The organism is Spirochaetota bacterium (assembly GCA_038043445.1).
In the GTDB taxonomy this organism is placed as follows: domain Bacteria; phylum Spirochaetota; class Brachyspiria; order Brachyspirales; family JACRPF01; genus JBBTBY01.
The window spans coordinates 1-23784 of the sequence record JBBTBY010000095.1; the positions used below are offsets into that span (position 1 = coordinate 1).

The 23784-nt window shown below is 55.7% G+C and carries 20 protein-coding genes and 1 tRNA gene; 9 read left to right on the plus strand and 12 right to left on the minus strand.

What is annotated here, in order from left to right:
• The 3 genes from AABZ39_13750 to AABZ39_13760 all read left to right on the plus strand — a co-directional run.
• A partial coding sequence (locus AABZ39_13750; protein MEK6795841.1) for a hypothetical protein occupies positions 1–264 on the plus strand: 264 nt, incomplete at its 5' end.
• A complete protein-coding gene (locus AABZ39_13755; protein ID MEK6795842.1) occupies positions 261–1193 on the plus strand; it encodes a hypothetical protein in 933 nt (310 codons plus the stop codon). The genes AABZ39_13750 and AABZ39_13755, both read left to right, overlap by 4 nt.
• Positions 1168–3042, plus strand: a complete 1875-nt coding sequence (locus tag AABZ39_13760) for a hypothetical protein (GenBank protein MEK6795843.1) — start codon at positions 1168–1170, stop codon at positions 3040–3042. Before AABZ39_13755 ends, AABZ39_13760 begins: the two co-directional genes overlap by 26 nt.
• Before the next feature lie 24 nt (positions 3043–3066).
• On the opposite strand, the gene AABZ39_13765 is transcribed toward AABZ39_13760, so the two are convergent.
• From AABZ39_13765 to fliF, 6 genes are read right to left on the minus strand one after another with little or no spacing between them, the layout of a single operon-like run.
• The gene (locus tag AABZ39_13765) at positions 3067–3690 is read right to left on the minus strand and encodes a lytic transglycosylase domain-containing protein (GenBank protein MEK6795844.1); all 624 of its coding nucleotides are present in this window, start codon (positions 3688–3690) and stop codon (positions 3067–3069) included.
• Positions 3683–4162: a flagellar export protein FliJ gene (locus tag AABZ39_13770; GenBank protein MEK6795845.1), complete on the minus strand. Its 480-nt coding sequence runs from the start codon at positions 4160–4162 to the stop codon at positions 3683–3685. The genes AABZ39_13765 and AABZ39_13770 overlap by 8 nt, the downstream gene beginning before the upstream one ends.
• A gap of 15 nt (positions 4163–4177) precedes the next feature.
• Positions 4178–5659: a FliI/YscN family ATPase gene (locus tag AABZ39_13775; protein MEK6795846.1), complete on the minus strand. Its 1482-nt coding sequence runs from the start codon at positions 5657–5659 to the stop codon at positions 4178–4180.
• Positions 5660–5711: 52 nt separating this feature from the next.
• Complete coding sequence (fliH, locus tag AABZ39_13780) at positions 5712–6614, minus strand: flagellar assembly protein FliH (protein MEK6795847.1); 903 nt, start codon at positions 6612–6614, stop codon at positions 5712–5714.
• Between the two features lie 24 nt (positions 6615–6638).
• A complete protein-coding gene (gene fliG / locus AABZ39_13785; protein ID MEK6795848.1) occupies positions 6639–7661 on the minus strand; it encodes a flagellar motor switch protein FliG in 1023 nt (340 codons plus the stop codon).
• Positions 7662–7676: 15 nt separating this feature from the next.
• Positions 7677–9386, minus strand: a complete 1710-nt coding sequence (gene fliF, locus AABZ39_13790; protein MEK6795849.1) for a flagellar basal-body MS-ring/collar protein FliF — start codon at positions 9384–9386, stop codon at positions 7677–7679.
• Between the two features lie 233 nt (positions 9387–9619).
• Between fliF and AABZ39_13795 the strand changes: the two genes are divergently transcribed.
• Positions 9620–9692, plus strand: a tRNA-Gly gene (locus tag AABZ39_13795).
• A gap of 16 nt (positions 9693–9708) precedes the next feature.
• Here AABZ39_13795 and AABZ39_13800 read toward each other — a convergent pair.
• A complete protein-coding gene (locus AABZ39_13800; protein MEK6795850.1) occupies positions 9709–9897 on the minus strand; it encodes a hypothetical protein in 189 nt (62 codons plus the stop codon).
• 55 nt (positions 9898–9952) lie between these two features.
• Entirely contained in the window at positions 9953–10501 is a 549-nt protein-coding gene (locus AABZ39_13805; protein MEK6795851.1) for a hypothetical protein, read from the minus strand.
• Between the two features lie 143 nt (positions 10502–10644).
• Here AABZ39_13805 and AABZ39_13810 point away from each other — a divergent pair, with 143 nt between their 5' ends.
• From AABZ39_13810 to AABZ39_13820, 3 genes are all read left to right on the plus strand, one after another.
• Positions 10645–11877 (plus strand): substrate-binding domain-containing protein, encoded by a 1233-nt coding sequence (locus AABZ39_13810; protein ID MEK6795852.1) that lies wholly within the window; start codon positions 10645–10647, stop codon positions 11875–11877.
• 84 nt (positions 11878–11961) lie between these two features.
• Positions 11962–14979: a LamG-like jellyroll fold domain-containing protein gene (locus AABZ39_13815; protein ID MEK6795853.1), complete on the plus strand. Its 3018-nt coding sequence runs from the start codon at positions 11962–11964 to the stop codon at positions 14977–14979.
• Positions 14980–15027: 48 nt separating this feature from the next.
• The gene (locus AABZ39_13820) at positions 15028–15831 is read left to right on the plus strand and encodes a hypothetical protein (GenBank protein ID MEK6795854.1); all 804 of its coding nucleotides are present in this window, start codon (positions 15028–15030) and stop codon (positions 15829–15831) included.
• 208 nt (positions 15832–16039) lie between these two features.
• Here AABZ39_13820 and AABZ39_13825 read toward each other — a convergent pair whose 3' ends face one another.
• Positions 16040–18145 (minus strand): toprim domain-containing protein, encoded by a 2106-nt coding sequence (locus tag AABZ39_13825; protein ID MEK6795855.1) that lies wholly within the window; start codon positions 18143–18145, stop codon positions 16040–16042.
• A complete protein-coding gene (locus tag AABZ39_13830; protein ID MEK6795856.1) occupies positions 18142–19512 on the minus strand; it encodes a DNA gyrase subunit A in 1371 nt (456 codons plus the stop codon). Before AABZ39_13830 ends, AABZ39_13825 begins: the two co-directional genes overlap by 4 nt.
• A 254-nt stretch (positions 19513–19766) precedes the next feature.
• Between AABZ39_13830 and mutL the strand changes: the two genes are divergently transcribed.
• Together mutL and AABZ39_13840 are read left to right on the plus strand one after the other, a co-directional pair.
• Entirely contained in the window at positions 19767–21569 is a 1803-nt protein-coding gene (gene mutL / locus AABZ39_13835; protein MEK6795857.1) for a DNA mismatch repair endonuclease MutL, read from the plus strand.
• A gap of 3 nt (positions 21570–21572) precedes the next feature.
• Positions 21573–22334 carry a uracil-DNA glycosylase gene (locus tag AABZ39_13840; protein ID MEK6795858.1) on the plus strand — a complete coding sequence of 254 codons (762 nt, stop codon included), beginning with the start codon at positions 21573–21575 and terminating at the stop codon, positions 22332–22334.
• Between the two features lie 24 nt (positions 22335–22358).
• Here the strand turns inward: AABZ39_13840 and AABZ39_13845 are convergent, their stop codons facing one another.
• Positions 22359–23471: an LptF/LptG family permease gene (locus AABZ39_13845; GenBank protein MEK6795859.1), complete on the minus strand. Its 1113-nt coding sequence runs from the start codon at positions 23469–23471 to the stop codon at positions 22359–22361.
• Positions 23468–23784 (minus strand): DUF2225 domain-containing protein (locus AABZ39_13850; protein MEK6795860.1); only part of this gene is annotated, 317 nt, incomplete at its 5' end. The genes AABZ39_13850 and AABZ39_13845, both read right to left, overlap by 4 nt.

A 23784-nucleotide genomic window follows, 5' to 3' on the forward strand; every position in this document is an offset into this window, starting at 1 on the left:
GCCGCCATGGCGAAGGCAGGATTGGCGCTTGGAAAGACCACGAAGTTCACCGCCGGGTATCAGTTCCTGTACTATATCGACAGCTATAAAGTGAGCGATATTTATCAAAAGCATACCGCGGCATTCGAGATAGACAATACGACAAAGGGCCTGACCATAATGTTCGGGTATGCATTCGATTATTATATCTATACCAGCCCGGCAAGCTTCATATATAATGGATTGCGCGACCAAGTATTCATACGAGTGATAGCAAAAGCATGAGATCGAACAGCATCATACTCTGTCTTGTGTCGCTTTGTATCGCGGGGGCGGTGTGTCCCTATTCGTATGAGGAAACGAGGAACATTTCCGCGAAGGCCGTATCGCTGCAGGGCTGCAATGCCAGCATCTGCGATTCCCTTGACGCCGTCTATTTGAACCCGGCGAATATCGGGTACTACAGCAATGTCATTCTCCAGATATCGACGAAAAGTCCGCTTATCGGTTTTCTGCCGTCGGTCAACGGGGCGTTCGGATTCGGCCTGCCGTTGTCGCAGGGACAGTTCGGTATCGCCCTTACCGGTGATTATCATTGGGACAGCGCGTACTATATGGAATATGCGGCGCGTGTCGGGTTCGGATGGAATATGGAGAAGCTGTTTTCGGGGATATCATTCGGTGCCGTGTTCGGCGTGTCCGGCATGTTCCTGAATTACAGCGAACTGGCCGGGCTTTATTCCTATACCACGAATGCGATGACGTTGACATTCGGGTGTTCGCTCGGGTTCTCACCCGCACCCGGCCTGAAAGGATGCATCGCCTTGGACAATGTTCAATTCCTCGGGCTGTTCTACACCCTGCTCCCGTCCTTCCTGCGATCGTCATCTGCTTTGCCGACAACGCTGTCCATTGCGCAGAGTTTTCAGCTGGCCCCCGACCATACGCTTAACCTGTCAGTTATGTATTATTTCCCGACCGAGGACGGCGATCTCTATGAGGTCGTTCTCGGGTATACCTGGGCGGTGCTTCCGTATCTGCTCGATATCAACATCGCCGGAAAATCCATCAATGTGATAAAGGGCGGCGCGGTGTCGCTGGGGCTGGTGCTGTATCCGTCCCGGGGCATTGAGCTGGCTGCGGGATGGGTAGTGAATATCAACACACCGAATTTTCTGGGAGATATTTATGTGTCCACTGTGTTCGTTTTTTAATCGGCTGCCGATAGGCCGCATAACCATTGTAGGCATCAGCGTGGTAATGGTGCTGTGCCCCTGGTGGAACCCGGATTTCACGAAGCGTATCCCGATATTAGTCACCGAGACGAACGGTTATCAGCGAACCAATTCATACATCCTTGTCGATCTTTCATCGCAGCTCACTGCCATGGGATTGCGCGATCTGAGCGGCGCCGATATACGTATTGTCGGATCAAATGATACTGCATTGCTTTCGTCACGGGTGATACATCGTGTCGGAGGAACGGCTGCTGCGGTGGTGTTCCTTGCGAACCTGACAAATGCAACGAATGCTTCCGGTATACTTTGTATCACCAATACCAATTACCTTTATTACAATTACAGCGATTCTGCGGGGGACATCATTCCTGCCGTCCCTGCGTCGGGAAAAATGAAGACACGGCGCGGGTATGAGCGGTATTATGAGCCCGGACTCGATCCGGTGCTGTACTTCCTTCGTGTCGGCGTCATCGGCGGTTATTCCGATGTCGGTTATATACGCAGTGCGCTTAAAATTGCAGGGAATCAGACGCCCATACCATTCGATACGACGGATTACGATGTCCTTATTTATAATCGTAACGATACATACATGCGCACCAATGTGGCTGCGTTCCAGAAATTCATACAGTCAGGCGGCGGTTTTCTGGACAGCGATGTGTCGCTCCGGGCAGGCGATAGCATCGACCGATGGCTTACATGCAATTTGCCTTTTTTTGATATGTTCCATTTAGGTTATCTGCCGTTCACAACTGCCGCTGACATAATGGACGATGGTGTGCGCACCGGCGTCGCCTATGTAACGAACACGAACCATTTTGTTTCAATGAACATTACGGACATGCCGACGGCGAAGATAATCGAAGTATTCAACGTCTACCCGTACCTGTTCCGCACGTGGTTTGATCGACATATACAGAACATACCTATTGACAGGGACCTCGGTAATTCAGGGCAGAGCGGGATAAACGTCCGTGATTACCGCACTGCGCCCTATGACTCGAATAGCTCTATTATTAATAACGGAAGGTACGGGATGTGCAGTTTTCTGTCATTCCTCAGCGCGACCAATATCACCGACCTCGGCAAGCGGCTTATCACCCGTCAATTCGTCTGGGTCGCCGGTCTTGATGATCTCGGCGTCGGCTACCCCCCGGATCTTACGCTCGGTGCGCTTGAGGTGAATAATTTCGTGAAAACCCTTCTGCTCAATACGGAAAGCCCGTCATTCCTGAGCGGGGCTCAGCTCGCGGGAACTATCACCTATTATTCGAATATGGATACGGCACAGACACCTGTTATGGTGTTCAGTAATATGAACACGACAGTGACCTATGCGATTTCCATGGGTGCCGGCTCCTCCTGGACCACGCCCAGTACCTATACGTTCACCGGCACCTATGCATCAACACCGATCCCCGGGAAGTATGCGATCATCATACGTTCCAATAATATGATCGCGCTCCCCGCAATAGGGGCCGGCAATGACTATTCGCTCAGGAACATATACTATGATACCGCTGGGCGCTGGAGCGACTACCGGTGCATCCCGCAGGTTCTCTCGAGGGCCGGCACGGGCAATCTCGGTTCAACGACGGTACTGGTCTCATCGCCTTCGGCGACGACAATTACCGCGGTGGTGTACAATAAAAAAGGGGTGCCGGTTCGGACGCTTGTACGCGACGGCACGCTCGATCTCACGCGCAACATCATCTGGGACGGGAAGAATGATAATGGTATCGCTGCGATCACCGGGATGTACGTTATCAAGCTCGATATTCGAGGCCGCGGTACGTTCTATGCGCGCGTTCGTATCGTCGACTAGGCGATATTCCCTCTGAACGCTGTATCAGCGCTGGCCGTTGTATTTCCCGAAATAACCGATCACCCGTTTCACGTAGTCTTGTGTCTCGGGGATTTCCGGAACACCGCGTGCAGAATCGACGGCGGCGGCCCCCGCATTATACGCCGCGAGCGCGCGATATAAATTACCGCCGTAGCGGGAAATGAGATCGCCTAACAGCTTCGTGCCGCCCATGATATTCGTCTCCGGGTCCGCGAGCGATTCCGGGGCTATGCCCAGATGTTCCGCGGTCGAAGGCATTATCTGCATGAGCCCGACAGCGCCCTTGTGGCTCACTTCGGACGGATTGAAATTCGATTCCTGGCGGATGACCGCCTTCACGAGGGTTTCCGGTACGCCGTACTTTTTCGATGCCTCGCGTATGATGCCGTCGAACGATGTCACCGGGGCATCGGCGGCTTTCTGATACGATGCATAGCCGCCGGCTGCGGATACCGATGGGCCGGCGCTTACCGGCGATGCCACCGTGTCCGAGGCGGCCGACGCTTCCTTGAGGAATTCGCGGAACGGTTTCGATGCCCCGTCGGGCGCGTCGTTCTCCTCGAATTTCGAGAAGCTTTTCTCTATCTCGGATATACGCTGGTAGACAGATCGAAGTGATTCAAGCATTTCTTTCCTCCCGATATGCACGGTACTTGAGCGATGTCGATATCACGTTCGTGCGCGGACGGTGATCATCGAGTATCTTCTGCTCTTCGCCGCGTATTTCCTTACGGTATTCGCGCATCGCCTTCTCGCGAAGGAGCTCCACCGCGCGCCGCTGGCGCATGGCCTCGGCGACCAGCACCTGCTTCTTACGTATATCCACTGAAAGCGTCTGCATGTTCTTCTCATGCGATTCCGCCTTCTTCTTGAGCGCCACCGCGAACATATCGGCGTTCTGCACGATGGAGAGTATGTCCCCGATGTTCATCGTATCGAGGACGGCGGCATTCTCCTTGATGCGGCTGAAGCATGCCGCGCGTTCGAGATCCTCGCGGTTGTACTTACTGACGACGGCGGCAAGTTCGTTCTTTCTCGCTTCTTCGGCGTTCTTGCGCATGGTCAAGAGCTTCTCAAGTCTGAATCGGAACCGTTTCACCCTTCAATGCTCCTGTTACAGCACTATCTGGCCGCTTTCATCAGCGACCGCTTCAGTTATATTATCGGACGACGCGGTATCCGGAGAAGCACTTTCTCCCTCACCGGCACCCTTCATTTCATCGTCGACTTCCTCACGAGAAAGGAACAGCGAAAGGAGACCGCGTTTCGAAGTGTCGAACGGCGCCGTCTCGAATATCCCCTGCTTGAGAAAAGCATCCATGCGCGGTTTGAGCCGTATCGCCTCATCCACCTCGGGGGAGCTTCCTTTCACATAGCCGCCGATAAGGATGAGCTCCTTGACGCTGTTGTACTGCGCGTAGAGCCCTTTTAATCGCTGTGCAGCCTGAGTATGGCGCTCCGTCGTTACTTCAATGGCCAGACGCGAAATGCTCGCCGGTACGTCGATGGCGGGGTAATGGCCGCTGTTCGCCAGATCGCGCGAGAGTACGATATGTCCGTCGACGATGCCGCGCACCGCGTCGGTGATCGGTTCATCGAGGTCATCGCCTTCGACGAGGACATTGTAGAACGCCGTCATGGTGCCGCGGTCGGAATTACCCGTACGTTCAAGGAGCTTCGGCAGGAGATTGAACACGCTCGGGGGGTAGCCCCGTGTCGTCGGGGGTTCGCCGGCGGAAAGGCCTATCTCACGTTGCGCGTAGGCAAGGCGCGTGAGCGAGTCGAGCAGGAACATCACATCCCGGCCGCTGTCGCGGAAATATTCGGCGATGGTCGTGGCTACGAACGCGGCACGCAGGCGCACCATCGGCGGATCGTCGGACGTTGCAACGACGACGACGCTCCTTTTCAATCCTTCGGGACCGAGGTCGCGTTCAAGGAAATCGAGCACTTCGCGGCGGCGCTCGCCGACAAGGGCGATGACGGTCACATCCGCTTCGGTATTGCGCGCTATCATGGAAAGCAGTGTCGATTTGCCCACGCCGGTGCCGCTCATGATGGCCATGCGCTGGCCCTTGCCCGCGGTGAGCGTGCCGTCTATCGCGCGGACACCGGTGGCGATCGGTTCGGTCACGCGTCTCCGGAGGAGGGGGTTCGTCGTTTCCCGGAGCACGGGGGTAGGGGGGGCGTAGAAATCGAGCGTACTTCCGTCGAGCGGGCGTCCGACGCCGTTCAATACCCGGCCGAGGAGTTGATCCGCACAGATGATGGAGAGCGGCTGTGCCGACGAATACACCTCGCAGCCGTGTGTTATCCCTTCGAGCGCTCCGATGGGCATGAGTATGACATCGTTGCTGTTAAAACCCACCACTTCAGCATCGATCGACTTCCCGCCGGCGATATCGATGCGGCACATGTCGCCGTAATTGCAGACAGGGCCTTCGCTCACGATGGCGAGCCCCACCACATCCTTCACGCGGCCGCGGGTCTTTATGACGGGGATATGGTTCACCTTCTCATAATATTTTGAGAAGCGGTTGGTCCCTTTTTCGAGAAGCGGGGTATCGGCGATAGGAGTCGGTGATTGGCTATTCATAGTGCCGCGCTGGTTTTGGGGAGAAAAATCATCCATCCCACTTCCATTCTTCTCATCCCTTGATGGGTTCGATCTCTTTTATGGCGGTCTCTATCTCGTTCAATTGCGTGCTCACACGCGCGTCGATGTCCCCGAAATCGGTCTCGATGATGCAGCCGCCGATATCGACGTTGGGGTCCTCGAGCACGGTAACGCCCTCGATCTTGTCGAGCATCTGATAGAATTCGTCCTTATGCCGCGCGGCAACTTCCAGGTCGTCGATGTTCACGCGTATGGTCACCTTCGCGCGTCCCTTCACCTTGCGCAGCGCTTCCTGGATGTTGCGTACGACCACCGCTTTGTCGCGTTCGGTTATCATCTTCACCACGCGCTTGGCGATGAGTATGGCTATCTCGATGAGCTGTGTCTCCGAGTTGTCGATAATCTCATTGCGCTTGTTGATCGTCTCGCCGAGTATCTTCTCGAGCTTGGCTATCATGCGCTGTATCTCGACCTTGCCTTCGTCGAATGCTTTGTTGAAGCCTTCGTCGTAGCCTTTCTGATACCCTTCACGCTGGGCGGTCTCGCGGACGCTCACTGCCTCGCGGCGTATACCATCCGCCTCATCTTTTCCCTGCGCGATGATGCCGTTCGCTTCAGCCTTCGATGCCTCGACGAGCGCGCGCCCTTCGTTCTGCTTTGCCTTGTATATCTCGAACGCCTGGTTCTTCGCGTTCTCAACGGTACGTTCGGCTTCTTCCGATGCCGTGCGCTTCATTGAGCGCAATTCATCTTCCCAGCCGCTCCGAAGCTTCGCTATCTCGTTCTCTATCTCCTCGACGGTAGGCCCCGTGTATTCCTGCGTCGAACGCTCCTCAGCGGCCACGTCCTCTTTCGTCTTGTACCGCGGCGGTTCGATACGCACCTTTTTCGTAAGGCGCACGATGTTGTCGGCCTTGAATACACGTTCAGGCATATGCTCCCTCCCCCCGTTCTGTCATCATACGACGAGTTCGTCCTCGCCGGCGCGCGCGACGACGATATCGCCCTGTTCTTCGAGTTTTCTGATGATGTTCACTATCTTCTGCTGCGCTTCTTCCACGTCCTTTAAGCGAATCGGACCCATATAGTCCATGTCTTCCTTGAGGAGCGTGGAAGCGCGTTTTGACATGTTGCGGAATATCTTTTCCTGCACGTCCGAATCCACGCTCTTGAGCGCTTTCGCAAGGTCGTTCGTATCCACCTCGCGAAGCACCTTCTGAATGGCGCGGTCGTCGAGGAGCACGATATCCTCGAACACGAACATGCGTTTTTTGATCTCTTCGGCGAGCTCCGGATCGTCCTCTTCGAGCGATTCGATGATGGTCTTTTCCGTACCGCGGTCGACCGCATTGAGCACGTCCACCACCGCTTCTATGCCGCCTGCCGAGGTGAAATCCTCGCTCGCGAGGGTTGAGAGCTTCCTTTCAAGGACACGTTCCACTTCGCGGAGAACGTCCGGCGAGGTGCGGTCCATCGTTGCAATGCGCTTGGCGACGTCGGCCTGTATCTCGGATGAGAGACTGCCGAGTATCTGCGCCGCTTTCGTCGGTTCAAGGTAGGCGAGTATGAGCGCTATGGTCTGCGGGTGTTCGCTCTGTATGAAGTTCAGGAGGTGTGCCGGATCGGTGCGGCGTATGAAGTCGAACGGCCGTACCTGCAGCGATGAGGTGAGGCGATTGATGATATCGGAAGCCTTCTGGCTCCCGAGGGAACGCTCAAGGAGATCGCGCGCATAGTCGATACCGCCCTGGGTGATGAAGTCCTGCGCCGTCATCATCTCCTGGAATTCGCGTAAGACCTTGTCCTTATCCTCGGGCTCTATGTTCTCAAGCCGCGCGATATCGAACGTAAGCTGTTCGATCTCTTCTTCGCGCAGATGCTTGAATATCTCGCTTGCGACGTCCTGCCCGAGCGAGACGAGGAATATCGCCGCCTTCTGCCGGCCGGTTAGGTTCTTGCTCTTTTTCGATGCTTCAGCCATGTCCCATCCTCCCCGTTAACCCTTGCTCTCTTCCGCCATCCACGTGCGGAGTATCTGCGCCACATCGTCCGGGCGTTCTTTTGCGACGTTTGCGACCTCTTCAAGCAGCTTCTTGCGCGCCTGGTCCTCAACGGACATCTCGCTCACCGGTTCCTGCGCCTGCATGAGCGCCTGGTTCCTGAGCTCCGACTGGCGGCGTTCCTGTTCCTCTTCATAGAGGCGGCGGCGGCGAGAGACCTCTTTCTGTATCGCGCGTACGAGGAGGGCGAGCACGAAGAGCGTGAGGAGCGACACCAGCGATATCATGAGCGTGCGCTGCAGGTTGCGCCGGGTGCGCAGCTTCTCGTCCTGTTCGGCGAAGTCCTTCCAATGGTCGAAGGAGATATGCTGTACGCTGACCGCATCGCCGCGGTCGATGGAATAACCCATGGCGCTTTTAGAGAGGTCCTTGATCTTGCGAAGCTCTTCATCATCGACCGGGATGTATTTTCGTTTAAAGCTGACGCCGTTCTCGATAAGCGGTTCTCCGCTCTTGTCATATTCTATTTCCCAGCGCCCGTCCACTGCCACCGCGCATGAGACCTTGCCGATAGTGTATTCCCCTTTTTTTATCGCCTCGAATTTCCTTGAGAGCTCAAAGTTCTCGGTATCGGTCTGCTGCTCGTAGGTATTCCAGCGGTCGGTCTTGTCCTTGTATCCCGGCGGCACGTTCTCTTCGGCACCGGCCGCCCCCTGGGGAATGAGGCGCTGTCCCGTCCATTTTTCCTTTTTGCTCTGCTTGCTGACATGCACCTTGTCCTGCACCTGCGTTTCATCGTACGGCGTCGCGGGATTGTCCTTTTTCATGACGATGGGAACGACAAGGCTGTTGGATTCCGATTTCTCGTCCCACACGAGCTCCATGTTGATGTTTATCTCAACACGGTCGCGGTAAATGGCGCCGAGCATCTTGCGTATCGCTGCTTCGAGCTTTTTCTTCTCTCGGTCGACTATCTTGATCTGCTCGGCCGCAAGTTTTATCTTGAGCGAGGCTTCTTCATCCGTGTAATCGGTGAGCACATGGCCTTCATTGTCGGAGATAGTGACGTACTCTTCGCGGAGCTTGTCCACGCCCATGGCGATGAGCTTCTGCAGGCCGCGCACCGTCTTCTTTTCCTTGAGCATGTCGTCCTTGAAGGGCTTCGCGGTGATGATGACGGAAGCGGTCACCGGCGCATCGACATCGGTGAGGTATTCACGTTTGGGGAAGGTGAGGTTGACGTCGGCCTTCGCGATGAAGTCGATCTGTTCGAGGTGGCGCGAGATGGAGCGCGTGACGGCGCGGCGTTTATTGATGTCCATTTCCGCGTCGGTGAGCGGCGTCCATTTGCCCTTGGTGTCGAATATCTCCCAGCCGTCGACGCCCTGCGGCATGACGTTCGCTTTCACGAGCTCGAGTTCGGCACGCGATTTCATTTTCGCATCGGCGATGTAGATGAACCCGCGCGAATACTCGTATTTCACGCCGGCATTATCGAGTGCACCGATGACGCCCTTCGCTTCCCGCTCTTCGATGGCCTTCGAGAAAAGAAGTACGCCTTCCTTGTGCCCGGTGAATGCGACCACCGCGACGGTCGCGGCGATGGCGGCGATGGCGATGCCGCCGATGATGAGTTTTTGCTGAAGTGTGGACTTCGTCCAAATAGACTTCGCCTGATCGAGCAATCGTTTGAGGAAATCGTTCATGACGTCCCTCCCAGGACTTGCACTAGCTGCAGCGCATCCAAGTGCCATGGCATTTTTCTGTAACGGCAGGTTGCAGTAGCCAGGCAGTATCGCATGGGTCCCGTCGGTAGCCGGTACCCATACTTAACATAATTATTTTATCATATTAAGGGCGTTTTGTCAACAGGCAAGGTCATGCCAAGGCACGGATGATTTGACATTTCAGCGGTATCCGCTATAGTACGGGACAATTCGCGGGCGTAACTCAGTTGGTAGAGTGCAAGCTTCCCAAGCTTGATGTCGCGGGTTCGACCCCCGTTGCCCGCTCAGTGCATGGTATGTTTCAGGATGGCCGCCGCTTCAGGAAACCCTGTTCTTGGAGGAACTCGAAAAGCTGTTCTTTGGTGATGATGCCGCTGTTGACGAGTATCTCGCCGAGCATTTTTCCCTCGGTTTTTGCCTGTGAAAGGAATTGCTGCAGTTCACCGTCCGACAACACGTTCTTCTGCACAAGCATTTCGCCCAAAAGCATGGAGTTCCTCGCAGTATCGATAGTATAATCGATTACGGGAGAATTGACAAGGACGTTAGAGCTTGAAACGCAGGCCTATTCCCATTGAGGCGCCGAAATCGAGCATGATCGCGCTTCCGAAACCGATGCGTGCTGTTACCTCAAGCGGCAGATATACCTGCTCTGAGAGCACAAGATTCAGACCTAAGAAGGGCCTCAGAAAGAACGACCCCTCATTGAACGCAACCGCGAGCGTGGCCGGACCGGTCGTGACGCCGGCGCCGAACGCCACCGAATTGCCGATGTCCAGGCCGAAGGATATGTTCTGCATATGTATGCCGAGACCGATGCCCGTGGATAGTCCGTGCGCGGAATACGTGGTGTCGACGTTCAGTATTTTCGTGAAACCGAATATCGCTCCGTATTCGAGGAAGCCGCGTACGCCGAAGGTCTCGTTGAGCATAAGACGGCTGAAAACACCGCCCGATACGGATGGACCGCTTATGCTGTTCGAGGATATCGTGAATCCGTAACCTCCATTCCCGCGTATGCCGATATCGAGCGTAGAGGCCGCGACGGCACCGGCAAGAAGGATGATGACCGAAAAGACAGCGAAAGGGCGCATGGCATTCCCCCCTGACAAGGATATATCGATTGTATCACGATGCGTTTATATTTCAAGAATGATCGTCCGATCGGTGCATGCACAGGTGCGCACGTGTGCTGTACGCTTCTTGACGGCGGGCATACGCACGATACACTCTCAGCATGGCCCGTTCACAGAACGATCGAGCATCATGCATCAGCATCGCCTGCATCACGGAAGTGCCCGTTGTATTCGCGGGCGGCGGTACCTATGCGCTGCGCATTTTTTCGGGGATAGCCGATGAGTGCGATGCCTTGTCGGTGCGCGTGGATATTTTCAGCGGTCTACCGCAGTATGCCGCGAGCGTTCGGCGCGAAAAAAGCCGCTATGACGGTTTTATCCTGTGGAAGATACATGACCATGCCCCTGCTATCGAAGCGATAGCGCGTACACGGCCGTCGGTATGGGTGCTGACGCCGCCGTCATCGGACGCCAATGCCGTCGTCGTCGATTCGGTCGCGGCCATCCATGCGCTCATCGATCACTTCCTCGCAGAAGGTTTCTCCCGCATAGGCTTTTTCAATACGATAGACCTGCCGTGGGCGAATGAACGATTCGACGCCTATCGTGCATATTGCGCGCACAAGGGGATCGCTGTCGCATCGTCATGGGTCACGGGGTATTCGGAGAAAGGGAGATATGACCTCTCCGCGCAGGCATGGAAGGACCCCGAGCGCTACATCGCCGACTATTGTTCGCGGAACGATCGCGCCGACGCGATCCTGTGCTCGAACGACGGGCTTGCGTATCGTTTTTTCCGGTACGCGTCCACACATGGCATTCATGTGCCGCGCGATATCGCGCTTGCCGGTTTTGACGACAGGGCCGATCCGCGGATGCGTGAACGGGTGACCACGGCCCGCACCGATTTCCGTGAAATAGGCCGGCGTGCCGCACGGCTCCTGTATGAGATCATCACCGGGGCTCGCGGGGACAAAGGGAATATCATCCGCCACCGCGCTGAACTCGTGATACGGCATACCTCGCTCAGGAAGTCGTTCACGGACGACATGATCCGCGGTCTCGATTTCCGGGAGCGCGTGTATGCCCTCGTGCAGGAGCGCTACCGCGAGACGAAGCTCTCCGAAGCGCTGTCGGCCTCCTGCGGCTATTCGCACGAGTATTTTCTCATAAAATTCGCCAAGACGTTCGGTGTCACGTTCTCCCGTTTCATCGCCCGTTATCGTGTTGAGAAAGCGAAGATGCTCCTGCGCGATACGCGCAAGCCCGTCACGGAGATAGTGTATGAATCCGGATTTTCCCATCTGCAGAATTTCTATACCGCGTTCAAGCGCGATGCCGGCATGCCCCCCGTCGATTACCGGCGGCGAATACGCACGCATTGGAATTCATGATGGATAAAAATCGGTTTTTATGTGGAATTCCGCGGCAGAACCGATATACTGTCACCAGATAGTTTTTCGTTCCCGGAGGCTGCTATGTTCCGCTCAGTGCTTTCCCGAACCGTGATCGTGTGCTTTGCCGCATTGGCGTTGTACCCGAAGCTGCCGATGACGAACGGGCTGCTCGTATACGCGCCCTTCGAGAATACCGCCGATCCGGTGTTCTACCGCGGACAGAAGAATATCGACAAACAGGCAATAGCGTTCGCGTCGGGGAAATTCGGGTTTTGTGCGCGGCTCAATGGGACACGGATATCGCTTCCGACCGCGAAGAACATACACCCGCCCGTCGGGACGACGGCGTTCTGGATACTGCTCGATTCAGCCATAACGGACGCTTCTGCGAACGCCGATATCTTTTTCGGTACCGATCACGTCCGTCTGAATTATTACACGTCAAAAAAAGTGCTGTTCTATATGACCGGGACCACCATCAAGGAAAAAGGTTTCCAGTGGAGTTATTCGGAATACAAGGGGATCAATAATTGGAAGACCGGCGAATGGCATCATATCGCCATTGCGTGGGATGCCGCCGCCGGGCATAAGACCATGTGGGTGGACGGGGCTGTCGTTATCGATCAGGATACCGTACTTGTCAACTCGAATTACACCGGGAATAAATTCATGACGCTCGGGGCATCGAATGTCCCCATGCGCATCGATGAATGGTATGTCTGGGACCGCGTGCTTTCGACCGAGGATATCGCCGCTGTCATGGAGGGGAGTGCTGCGGGATCCATTCAACGGACCGTCGAGAAGCGGTCGCTGCCGCTCACGTTCCGTCTGCATGTATACAAAGATGATCCGTCAGCGCTTATTGTCGAGCCCGGAGAGCGGTTCTCCATGCGCGTCATGATCAGCAATGCCGGTACCGAGGACCATCGGGCATCGTATGAGGCACGGCTTATCGATATACGCGGCGAGGAAAAGGCGCGCGTGCCGTTCATCGTCGACGGTAAGGCGCGTCAAGCGACGGATGTCGTTATCGATCTCACCGTGGCCGAGCAGGGCGTGTTCAAGGCGCTTACGACCGTGCTTGGCGAGGACCGCGATCTCGGGACATTTACCGTGCTCCCGAAAAAGCTGTCATCGACGGGGAATTCCGGGAGTTTTTTCGGCAATCACGTCAATGCATGGTCGGGGCCGATGATTGACCTTGCGGCGCGGCTGGGTCAAAGCTGGATGCGCGGCCATAATATGCTGCAATCCACATGGTGGATACGCGTGCAGCCGGAGCAGAGCACATTCACCTGGTCGTATGATTTTCAGATGAGCAATGTCAACAGATATAACATGCCGGTACTGGGACAGTTTTTCGGGGTGCCGTACTGGGCCTCGCAGATGTCGGCACCGAAACCCGTATCGAAGAACGATTATCCGAAGGGATATGTACCGCAATGGAAGCCGTTCTCTGAATACGTGTATGAAACAGTAAAGCATTTCCGGGAGATAAAGTATTGGGAGATCGGCAATGAGCCGGAAGTGAGCATGTTCTGGAGCGGGACGCCGGAGGATTTCGCCGAATACTGCCGTGTCGCCTATGAAGCGGCGAAGAAGGCCGACCCGTCGTCCGTGGTCATGCTCGGCGGATCGACGACACCGCCATGGATGTGGCATGAACAGAGCGCGAAAGCGGGCGCATATAAGTACTGCGACGTGGTATCGATACATCTTTCCTACGGCAATCCGCGCATACCGCTGGCGCAGGCGGAGAAGGAATGGCGCGCCATCATCGATCATTTCAATGAGATGTGCGTGAAATACGGGAACGGCAAGCCGCTTCCCCTGTGGACCACCGAGGGCGGGACATCGGATACGCCGTGGCTTGGCAACATCGATTATGAGAAGGCTAAGGCAGGCGACGGGCTTCCCGATCAGATAAGCGCATATGAAGGTGCGACGGCCATGGTCAAGGGCGAGATGCTCATTCAGGCGATGGGCTTTGAAAAACATTTCGTCTATATTCAGAACATCGCGTCAGGGCCGTCGGTGTTCGAGGACGTGAACATGCTTGAGTTCACCCATGCCCCGCGGCCGAAGCTCGCAGCACGCGTCGTGCTTGCGTCGCTCATCGACGACCTTGTCCCGCTCGGGAAGTACGTGCATCGTGAAGACATCGGCCTCTGGGCTTTTTTCTGGAACAAACCGGGAACGGGCAAGTCGCTTGCCGCGGTGTTCTGCGATAAGGGATGGAAATTGTCGTCGATATCGGGGTTGCCCGTCGTTGCCGTCATCGATCTCATGGGGAATCGCGTATCGGATGGGGTTGCATCGATAGCGGAGGAACCGCAGTACTTGAAACTTACCATCCCCGCGGAGAAGGCGTACGAGTATTTCAAGACCGTGTCCCCGAGCGTGTTGGCGCGCGGGAAGATCACATCGGCCTCGGACAGCGATGGGGCGGGGCCGGTCATACCCGGATACGTTGCACCGACGGAAGGGTCATCATCGAAGATATTCGCCATCGATATCAAGCCGTTCTGTACCATGGGCTTCGCCGATGAGAAGAACGGTGACGGCGTGGGAGGCTGGAGCGATGAAGGGCCGCTCAACGATATGCGCGACTTTCCCGTCGGCAGGCAGCTCTTCCATAATGTCCCGTTCACCATCATCGATCCGAAAGAGAACGGCGGTAAGTCGGTGATAACCCTCAAAAGCAGGAACATCACGCCGAATCAGCCGCAGTCGGTCAGCGGCATACCGGTCGGGCAGAAGGTGCGTAATCTCTACTTCCTGCATGCGGCGGCATGGGGTACAATGGGTGTCATCGGTTCCTACGTGGTGAAGTATGCGGACGGTACCAGCGCACCGATACCGCTGACCATCCCGGACACGATTCACAATTGGTGGAACGGATACGATGCGAAAGAACGGGCGAAGCCGGTACCGATACGCGTATCGAATACGGCGACAGGCAAACCCGCGTGGCGCTATGTGCGTGTGCTCGAATGGGAGAATAAAAAGACCGATGTGCAGATAGCATCGATAGATTTCATATCCGCGGACGGCGTGCAGGCGCCGATACTGATAGCGGTCACGGGGCTGTCGTGGTAGGGGAGTGATTCTCTTGACAAAAGGCATCCCCCCTGTAGAATAAAATCAATGATACTACACGGTGCGCGTTCTGCTGTCTTGGTGCTTGCAGCTGCACTATTCATCTTTGTCTCCCCGGCTTTCGCCGCGATTCCCGAGGAAGATTACTGGCTTGAGGCAGTGTACAATGGGACGCCGGTGGGAACGACACATGTCCATTTTACCTGGCAGTCCCCGGGGAACGGCACGATAGCCATCGATATCGTACTGCGCGTTCCGGTGCTCTTTTTCGTCATCCCGGTCAATCGATCGTGGTATTTCACCGTGACGAATTACACCGAGCTTGTGACCTATTACTGTGATTCCCGCATCGAATTCGGCAGTTATCATTACAAGCTTTTCGCGACGAATTACCGGACGAACGTGTACATTCGCAAGGAAACAGCGGACGGCGACGTCTCCGTGCGCTGGGTGCCGCGCTCGGCGTACGATTTTCTCACGGGTGATCAATACAGCGAAGTGCTCGTTTCCGGTATCACCTCCAACCGCACTTTGCGCTTTCTTGACCTTGACAGCGATGATCTGTATTCGGTGGAATATACACTGCATTCGAACTATCAGAAGCTGATCAATAAAAGGCCGGAAACGATATATGCCATGACGGTCAAAGCGGGCTTTCTTGCGCAGGAGCTTCAGGTGATGATGCGCACCGGCGTTCCGGTATCGCTCAGGATAAACATACCCGTCGCCGGCTGGATGGATACGCGCCTGACCAACGCCCTGATAGAGGATATGCCGGCAGAAAAAACAACCCCTAACCCCCGACCCCTTTCCCCTTCAAAAGGGGAAAGGGGTGCCGGAAAAATATTTTAAAATAAAAAATCAGTAATTGGCGGGGATGGGGGTTATTATTACAGAATGCAGAAGACCGCAAGCGGTGCGGAAAAGCGTTCGGGGATGATGTACAAAAAAAAGTAATAAAAAATTATCGAGTGAAGCTGCCAATGCTCCGAAAAAAAGCAGCACAAGTCCTAAACATGAATTGTCATTCGTGTTATTACGTTTTTAAGGGCAGCTGCACTCACTCTTCGTAGAACGTCATCGCATACGCCGATATCACCCGCCGGCGGTCCTCCGCGTGATCACGGTGGAACCAGAGCCGCTGCATCTTGTTAGCCGTTGACACCTGCTTCACGTTTATCCGTGTCATGCAGTTCTCAAGCGCGAATTTCATCGCTTCCTTACCGGTCTCGCCGAGGCCTTTGTTGCGCTTCTTGCGTATCATCGTCCCGCCGGATTTTTTGATGCGCTTCATGAGCACGTCGAAATCCTCGTCGGCGATGCAGAACTCTATCGACTTCTTCCCGCGCTCTTCTATCTCCACTTCATAGAGGGGCGCGTTGGAGATGTGGATGAAGCCGAGATCGTAGAGCTCCGGCCAGTATTCGTAGAAGAACGAAAGCATGAGGCTTCGTATCGCATAGCCGTCGAAATCCGCGTCGGTGATGATGCTTATTTTCTCGTAATTGAGGTCGGCGATACGTTTCACTTTGCCCTCGAGCGGGAGCCCGATGATGGCAACGAGATTCTTAAGCTCCTCGTTCGCTATCGCCTTGGGGAGCGACATGCCCTGCACATTGAGCGGTTTTCCGCGGAGCGGGAAAAGCCCGTGGAATCGCGGATCGCGCACCGGGCGCAGGCCCGCAATGGCGCTGTCCCCTTCGGCTACGAAGAGTATGCGTCCTTTATCGGAAGTATCGCCGGTGGGCGGTATGAGCTTTGGTATCGTCAGGCGGCTCGCGCGGCGAATGCCCTTCTCCGCGTCCTCGAGCGCTTTGAGATGTGTGCGCCGTTCCATCTGCGATTTCATATCGTCGATGAGCGTAGTCTTCCTGAGGAGCTTATCGAGCTGCTTGTCGACCGCATCGCGCATCTCGGCGTTCAGATCATTGATAAGGTACGATTTGTCCTGCGATTTGAAACGCGGATTGAGCACCTTGAGATTGATGAGCATGTGGAAACAGGAGCGTACATCGTTGCGGGTGGACGTGGTCTTCAGCCGCTTTTCAAGCGCGGTGATGGCGCTTTTCTTCCGGACCTCGTCACAGATGCGGTTCTCGAGATACTCTATCGCCGAACCGCCGAGCGATGCGAAATTGGAATTTACCCAGGTGAGATGTTTCCCTTCGCCCATGATGACATAGGCGGAAAGGTCTATGCGTGATGACGATGCCGGGTCCGTATATGCTATCTTGTAATAGCATTGCGGGGTGTTCGAGAAAAGCTCATCCATGCCTTTCTTGTAGTGATGGACGGTCTCTTTACCCTTGTGGCTGAACGTTACCGCGAGCCCCGGATTGGTGAGCGCGATGTCGAGGAGATATTGCGATACGAGCTCGGGGTCGAAGCGTATATCGAGATCGTTGAAATAGCGTTTGTCCAGTTCGAATTCGACCTCGGTGCCATGCTCGCGCTTGGACGCGGTGCGTATCGACGCGATGAGGTGATGTTTCTTCAGAACGGGTTCGAGCTTCTTTATCTGCTTCTCGTTCATACCCGGACAGCCGTGCAGGGTAGAGTGCTCGTCAAAGTGTTTTATGGCAGCGGTAATGCCGTCCGCCCCGAGCTTCGCCGCTTTCAGCGAGGTCAATGCCGTATCGTTCAGCGTGAACAGCTTGTCGTACGATTTGCCTTTGCATACGGTATGTACGCGGAAGAACGCTGACACGATGCGTACGAGCGATATGCCCACGCCGTTCTGCCCGGCGACATGCTCCTCGCGCGCCTTGTCGTCGAAATTTTCGCCGTACATGAGATGGAGGAATACGCCCTCGGCGTTCTCTACGGGAATGCCGCGGCCGTTGTCCGCGACGCGTATGCGCTTCTTGTCGTCGGAAAGCGTGACGGTGAGCGAGTTCATCCGCTCACGCGGTAGAAGCGTCGTGTCGGCAAGATTGCGGCGGTATTCATCGACGGCGTTCATGCATGCCTCGTCGAGGCATTTCATCTTCGCGGGTATCTCCTCTATCTCGCGATGATCGATGGAGAACGACGACGAGCGCTTGTCGAATTTAAAGAAATGCTGCTCATAGGTCGAGCGTGAATTCTGGCCGAGCCACATCCCCGTGCGCAGACGCACATGCTCGACATTGGATAATTTCTGGAATACGCGTTTTTTCTCGCTCATATATTATCCCATTTTTTCTTAAGGTCGGTGAGCTCCCCGACGATGAAGCCGATGAGCTTCGTTTCCGATTTGAGAAGCCCGTTGTAATTCGTGAGCGCGGCCTTCGAATCGGCGATGAGCTTTTTGCATTTGTCGACCTCGTCCTCGGTGAGCCGGTATATCGGGAGCGAGGCGAGCCATTCGTTGTAGACGAACTTCGCTTTCTTAAGATCGCCCTCGAGCGCAGATTTGCTTTTGATGCCGACGACCTTCTTGTTCCATCCTTCCTTGATGAACCGTATGAGCTCGCTGTTGCGTTCTATCTTTTCCTCTTCGATGAGCGCGAGGCGCTTGAACCGCTTGCGCAGATGCGCCATGCGATGCGCAGCGAAATGTCGAATGACGTCCTCAGGGCATATCTCTTCAAGCTTTCCCGCGGCGGTTATCATGTTGTACGCGCACACGTCGTTGGTGACGACATCCATGAGGCCCGGCATGTTCTCGGGGAGTGGCTTCACCCCGCGTTTGAGATTGAGCTCGATGTGGAAACGTTCATGGGAGTAGTCGGTGTAGTTGTTGAACCAATCGGTTTTATTGTCCAGGAGCTTTTCAAGCAGGCCGATGGCGCGTTCGCGATTGTAGCCCTGCGGGGCGTCGGTGAGATAGACCGTTCCTTTCTCGACCGCCGTCTTGAACGTCGTGGTAACGACCAGCGCACGTGCTTCGTTCTTCCAGTATTTTACCTCACCGTCGTATCCCTTTACCCATGGCGTGAGCTTCGGCACCTTCCCTTTTACAAGGAACTTGATGAGCGCGTCGACGACATCGCCCAGGCGGAATGAGGGGATAGAGCAGCGAAAGCCCGTCGCTATCCCCTGCGCGGGATTGATGAGCACGAGCGGTAATTTCGCGACGAAAAAAACCGGCTCTTTATCCGTTTCATCATAGTTGGGGATATAGTCGATGTCCTCAAGGCAGTCGAATATGCCCACATCCTTCGCGAATTCGGAAAGGCGCACCTCGGTGTAGCGAGGGGAGGCGATAGCGCTCGGGTCGAGCACGTCGCCGAACGTGCCTTCGCCGGCGATGAGCGCATAATTATTGGCGAACGGGAATTCCTGCGCCATGGCGGAGATGGCGTCCTGTATCGAACGGTCGCCGTGGGGGTGATACCCCATGACGAGACCGGCGACCTTCACCGTCTTAGTGAACGCGTTGCGCGCGGAGGAGTTGTACATCGTCCAGAGTATGCGCCGCTGTACGGGCTTAAGCCCGTCTATCTCGTTGGGTATCGCGCGCGAATCGCAGACATAGCGGGAATACTTGCATTGGTCCTCATTGACCTGTGTTTCGAAATATTCGCTTGCCGTTTTTGTTGTCGTACTCATTATGCTCTCCGATCAGGGTAACATAATATACTGGACCGGAAAAAAAGGGAATAGGATTTATGGCAGGTGCATTCCTGCGCGCATGGATGAACGGGGCAAGGCTTGATCTGCATATTCTCCATGTTCAATACAAGGCAGAGGTATTGCTATGATCGTCTCATAACCCCCGAAGTGACACGACGCGCTGAAACATCGAGGGAAGCCGGGGTCCGAAAATCATTGCTTTTCCCTGTACCATCGTATATCATCGGCCCATGAGCCATCGACCCATCCGAGCATTACCCGAACACATCGCCAACCGCATCGCCGCGGGGGAAGTGGTGGAGCGCCCTGCATCCGTCGTCAAGGAGCTCCTTGAGAACGCCATCGACGCGGGCGCGCGGAACATCGATATCGAGGTCGAGGACGGCGGTATCAGCCATATACGCATCGCCGATGATGGCGACGGTATCGCGTACGATGAACTTCCGCTCGCGGTGACGCATCATGCGACGAGCAAAATAGCCGCGGTAGACGACCTGGAGCGCATCATGACGCTCGGTTTCCGCGGGGAAGCGCTTGCGAGCATAAGCGATGTGTCGCGTCTTGAGATACTTTCGCGCGCGAAAGCTGCAGACGGCGGGGGGCGTATCGTTGTCGAGGGCGGTGTGCAGAAAGAACATACGATAGCCGCAGCGAACGCCGGCACTACCATCAACATTCGCAATCTGTTCTATAATCTCCCGGCGCGGTATAAATTCCTCAAACAGCCGTCGAAGGAGCTCATCGCGGTGAAAGAGGTCGTTGAGGCGAACATACTCCGTTATCACGGGACGGGGTTCCGCTTTGTCAGCAACGGCGAGGAGTCGTATGCCTGTCCGGTCGCGGCGGACCGTGAGGAGCGCCTCCGCGCATTCCTCGGCAGCGATGTGGTCGCCCGCCTCATACACTTCACCGCCGACGGTGAATTCTTTTCCATCGACGGCTATGTGTCCGATGCGCATCTTACACAGGGTGCACGCCGCAATGCGTTCGTGTTCGTGAACGGGCGCGCGGTCGAGAGCAGGAATTTCGCGTTCAATGTCAAGAGCGCATACGACGGCGTCATTCCCCGCGATAGATTCCCCTACTACTATCTCTTTCTTACCGTCGACACCGCGAAGGTCGATGTGAACGTGCATCCGAGCAAACGCGAGGTGCGCATAAAGAACGAGAAGGACATATCGTCGATGCTCTATCATTCGGTGCGCGAGGCGGTGTCCGGCAGCGCCCGCGTATTCCATGTATCGCAGGACCCGCTCTCCGCCGCTCAGCGGACGAGCGATCTGACGTTCGTTGACGATACGCCGAGCATTATCCCTGCTGCCCCGGCGGAGCATCGTGAGCGTGAGTCGGTGCCGGCGTCACCTGGGGCGGATGCGGAGATATCGGTTCCCTCAGCCTTTGTTCACAAGCCGGCAGAGGTGTCCCGCGCCATTACCGCCGACGAATCGAAAAGCATAGCGCGCAATCTCCGCGTCATCGGGCAGTCGTTCTTTTCATACATCATCGCCGAGCACGGGAACGATCTGCTCGTGATCGATCAGCATGCGGCCTACGAGCGGCTTAACTTCGAGCGTATTCGAAAGAACATTCTGGGCGATACGGTAACGCACGAGGCGCTTCTGGTCCCGCTTGAAATAGAGATGAGCGCGAGCGATGTCGATACGCTCATAGCAGGGAAGGATCATCTCGCACGCATCGGCATTGCGTTCGACCGTCTGGGGCCGACGACGATACTTGTCGAGCGCATCCCCGTGTACCTGCCAAAAGGGGATGCCGTATCGATACTGCGCGATGTCTTCGATGCGTACCTTGCGCATGAGGATTCGTTCCGCTTCGAGCATTTCCTCGACGAGGCGGTGGAGACCATCGCCTGCAAGTTGTCACCGAAAGCGAACGCGAACCTCTCTCTTGCCGATATGCAGCAGCTTTTGGATGCCGTTGCGGCGGAGAACATACTCGCCCATTGCCCGCATGGTCGGCCGTTCATACTGCGCTTGCCGAAGGAATATATCGATAAGAAATTCTTCAGGTGAATTATGGACAAGAAAAGAATAGAACTTGCTTACGGCAATAATTTCACGCTCGGATTCTCCGAGATGATGTTCGCAGGTGAACGCAAAGGAGTACGCATGCGCCCCCGGAGAGCCACGCCATCGGTCCGGAAAAAGCCGTTGCCCGCGCCGCCGCTCATGACCGCGCAATATGAGACGCTTGATGCGCTCGAAGCAGCCGCAAAAACGTGCACGCGCTGTGCGCTCGCGAAGGCCCGCCATACGGTGGTCTTCGGCAAGGGTTCAAGAACACCGCGCATCGTGTTCGTCGGGGAGGCGCCGGGGGAGCAGGAGGACCTGCAGGGGTTTCCCTTTGTCGGCCGTGCGGGGAAACTCCTTGATAAATGGCTCACCGCCGCGGGGCTTACCCTGAACGAAGTGTATATCATGAACACGCTCAAATGCCGTCCGCCGGAGAACCGCGATCCGCTGCCGGAAGAGAAAGCAGCATGCCGCCCCTGGTTCGATCGTCAGTTGGAACTGCTCAGGCCGAAATTCATCTGCGCGCTCGGGAAGGTGGGGTTCGGCAATCTTGTTCCCATCGAGGAGGGGCAGTCGTTCGGCCAGTTCCGCCAGAAGAAATTCGATTACAAGGGTGTTCCCGTCGTCGCTACCTATCACCCGTCATTCCTGCTCCGTTCACCGAACATGATGCCGAAGGTCATCGAGGACCTTCGCTTTCTGCTGACGATCGTAGACCTGCCGATCCCGGAAACGCTGAAGCATCCGACGTTGTCGGTGGAATAAGGACGAGCGAACGGGAAAAAGCCGTCAGCGCCCCGACGGAGAATTCGACTGAATGCGCCGGAAGAGATAGATCGCGATCCCGAGGAAGAGTATGTCGGGGAGCCAGGCGCCGACTATCGGCGGGAGTATGCGCATGTTCGAAAGCGACGTCGATATCGACATGACCAGATAAAAGGCAAGCACGAACCCGATGACGAGCGCAAAGCTCACGACAAGAACGCTCTGCGATGAGAAACGTGCGAACGCGGCCGATATGAGTATGATGATGATGCTTATGAAGGTGATGGCCAGGCGCAGGTGCATCTTCGTCTCCGCTTCCGATGTATCGCCGTGCACATCCTTAAGCTTTTCGATATACCTGAGGCTCTGCGCAAGCGTCATGAGCTCGGGCGATGTCTCGGGTTTCTCGAAATGCACCGGCGTTTCCGGCATGGCGTGCATGAAATTGCTGAACACGGTCACGCCCGCGACACGATTGCTCACGAACACGGTGTGCGCACCGCCGGTGAGCAGCCAGGCATTGCTCGCCGCCACCCAGGTGCCCTCGCGGAACGTGAGCTTTTCCTGCATGATATTGCCCGCACCGGTCGTTATGATAAGCCCCCCCTGCATGCGTTTCTCGGGGATGCTGTAGGATCGTATGAATATCACGCGGTTGCCGCGCCCGTACAGCATGAGATTATCGTTGTTCCCGAGCCGCCGCGGGCGGTTATACATCTCGTCGCTCACGCGCTGGGATTCCTGCACCCAGGGTGCCGCGATGAATTCCCACACGATTATCGATGTGCCGCAGATGACGATGCTTGCGATGATGAGCACGCGGATGAAACGCGAAAGGCTTATCCCGGAGCCGTATACCGACATCATCTCATTGTTCTTGACCATGGTGCCGAGCACGAACGTGGCGGCGAACATGATGCATACCGGCGTAAGATAGCCGGTGATGATATAGGGTATGCGCAGGAGATGGAATTTCGGTATATTCGCAGCGAGCTTTGGTCCCATCTTGACCAGTGCCAGATAGAACTGCATCTGTGAGAGCATTTCCGAGAACGTGACGATGATGCTGAAAAAAACGACGGTCCCGAGGAACATGAGGAAGAATTCGCGGAGCAGATGGCGTTCGAGGGTGTTCATTCGTCGACGGTGAGATTGAACTTCTTCGCCAATTCCTCGATATAGGTGCCTATTTCGGCGTGCAGTTCCTTGGAGAATTCGAGGAGGTCGGCAGGCTTGTTCTTGCTCGATTTCCCCATGCCGAATATCTTCGCTGCGGTGCGTTTCGCGCGTATGAGCTCATTGACCTTCTGCTGCGGGTCGGTGATGAGGTATGACATCGATGCGGTAAGGCGCGCGGACATATAGAGCATGCCGTCATAGCCGAAATTAGTGTCGGTGTCCGGTCCGAAACCGGTCTTTACTTCCTCGTAGCTTTCCTTCCCGTTCTGCA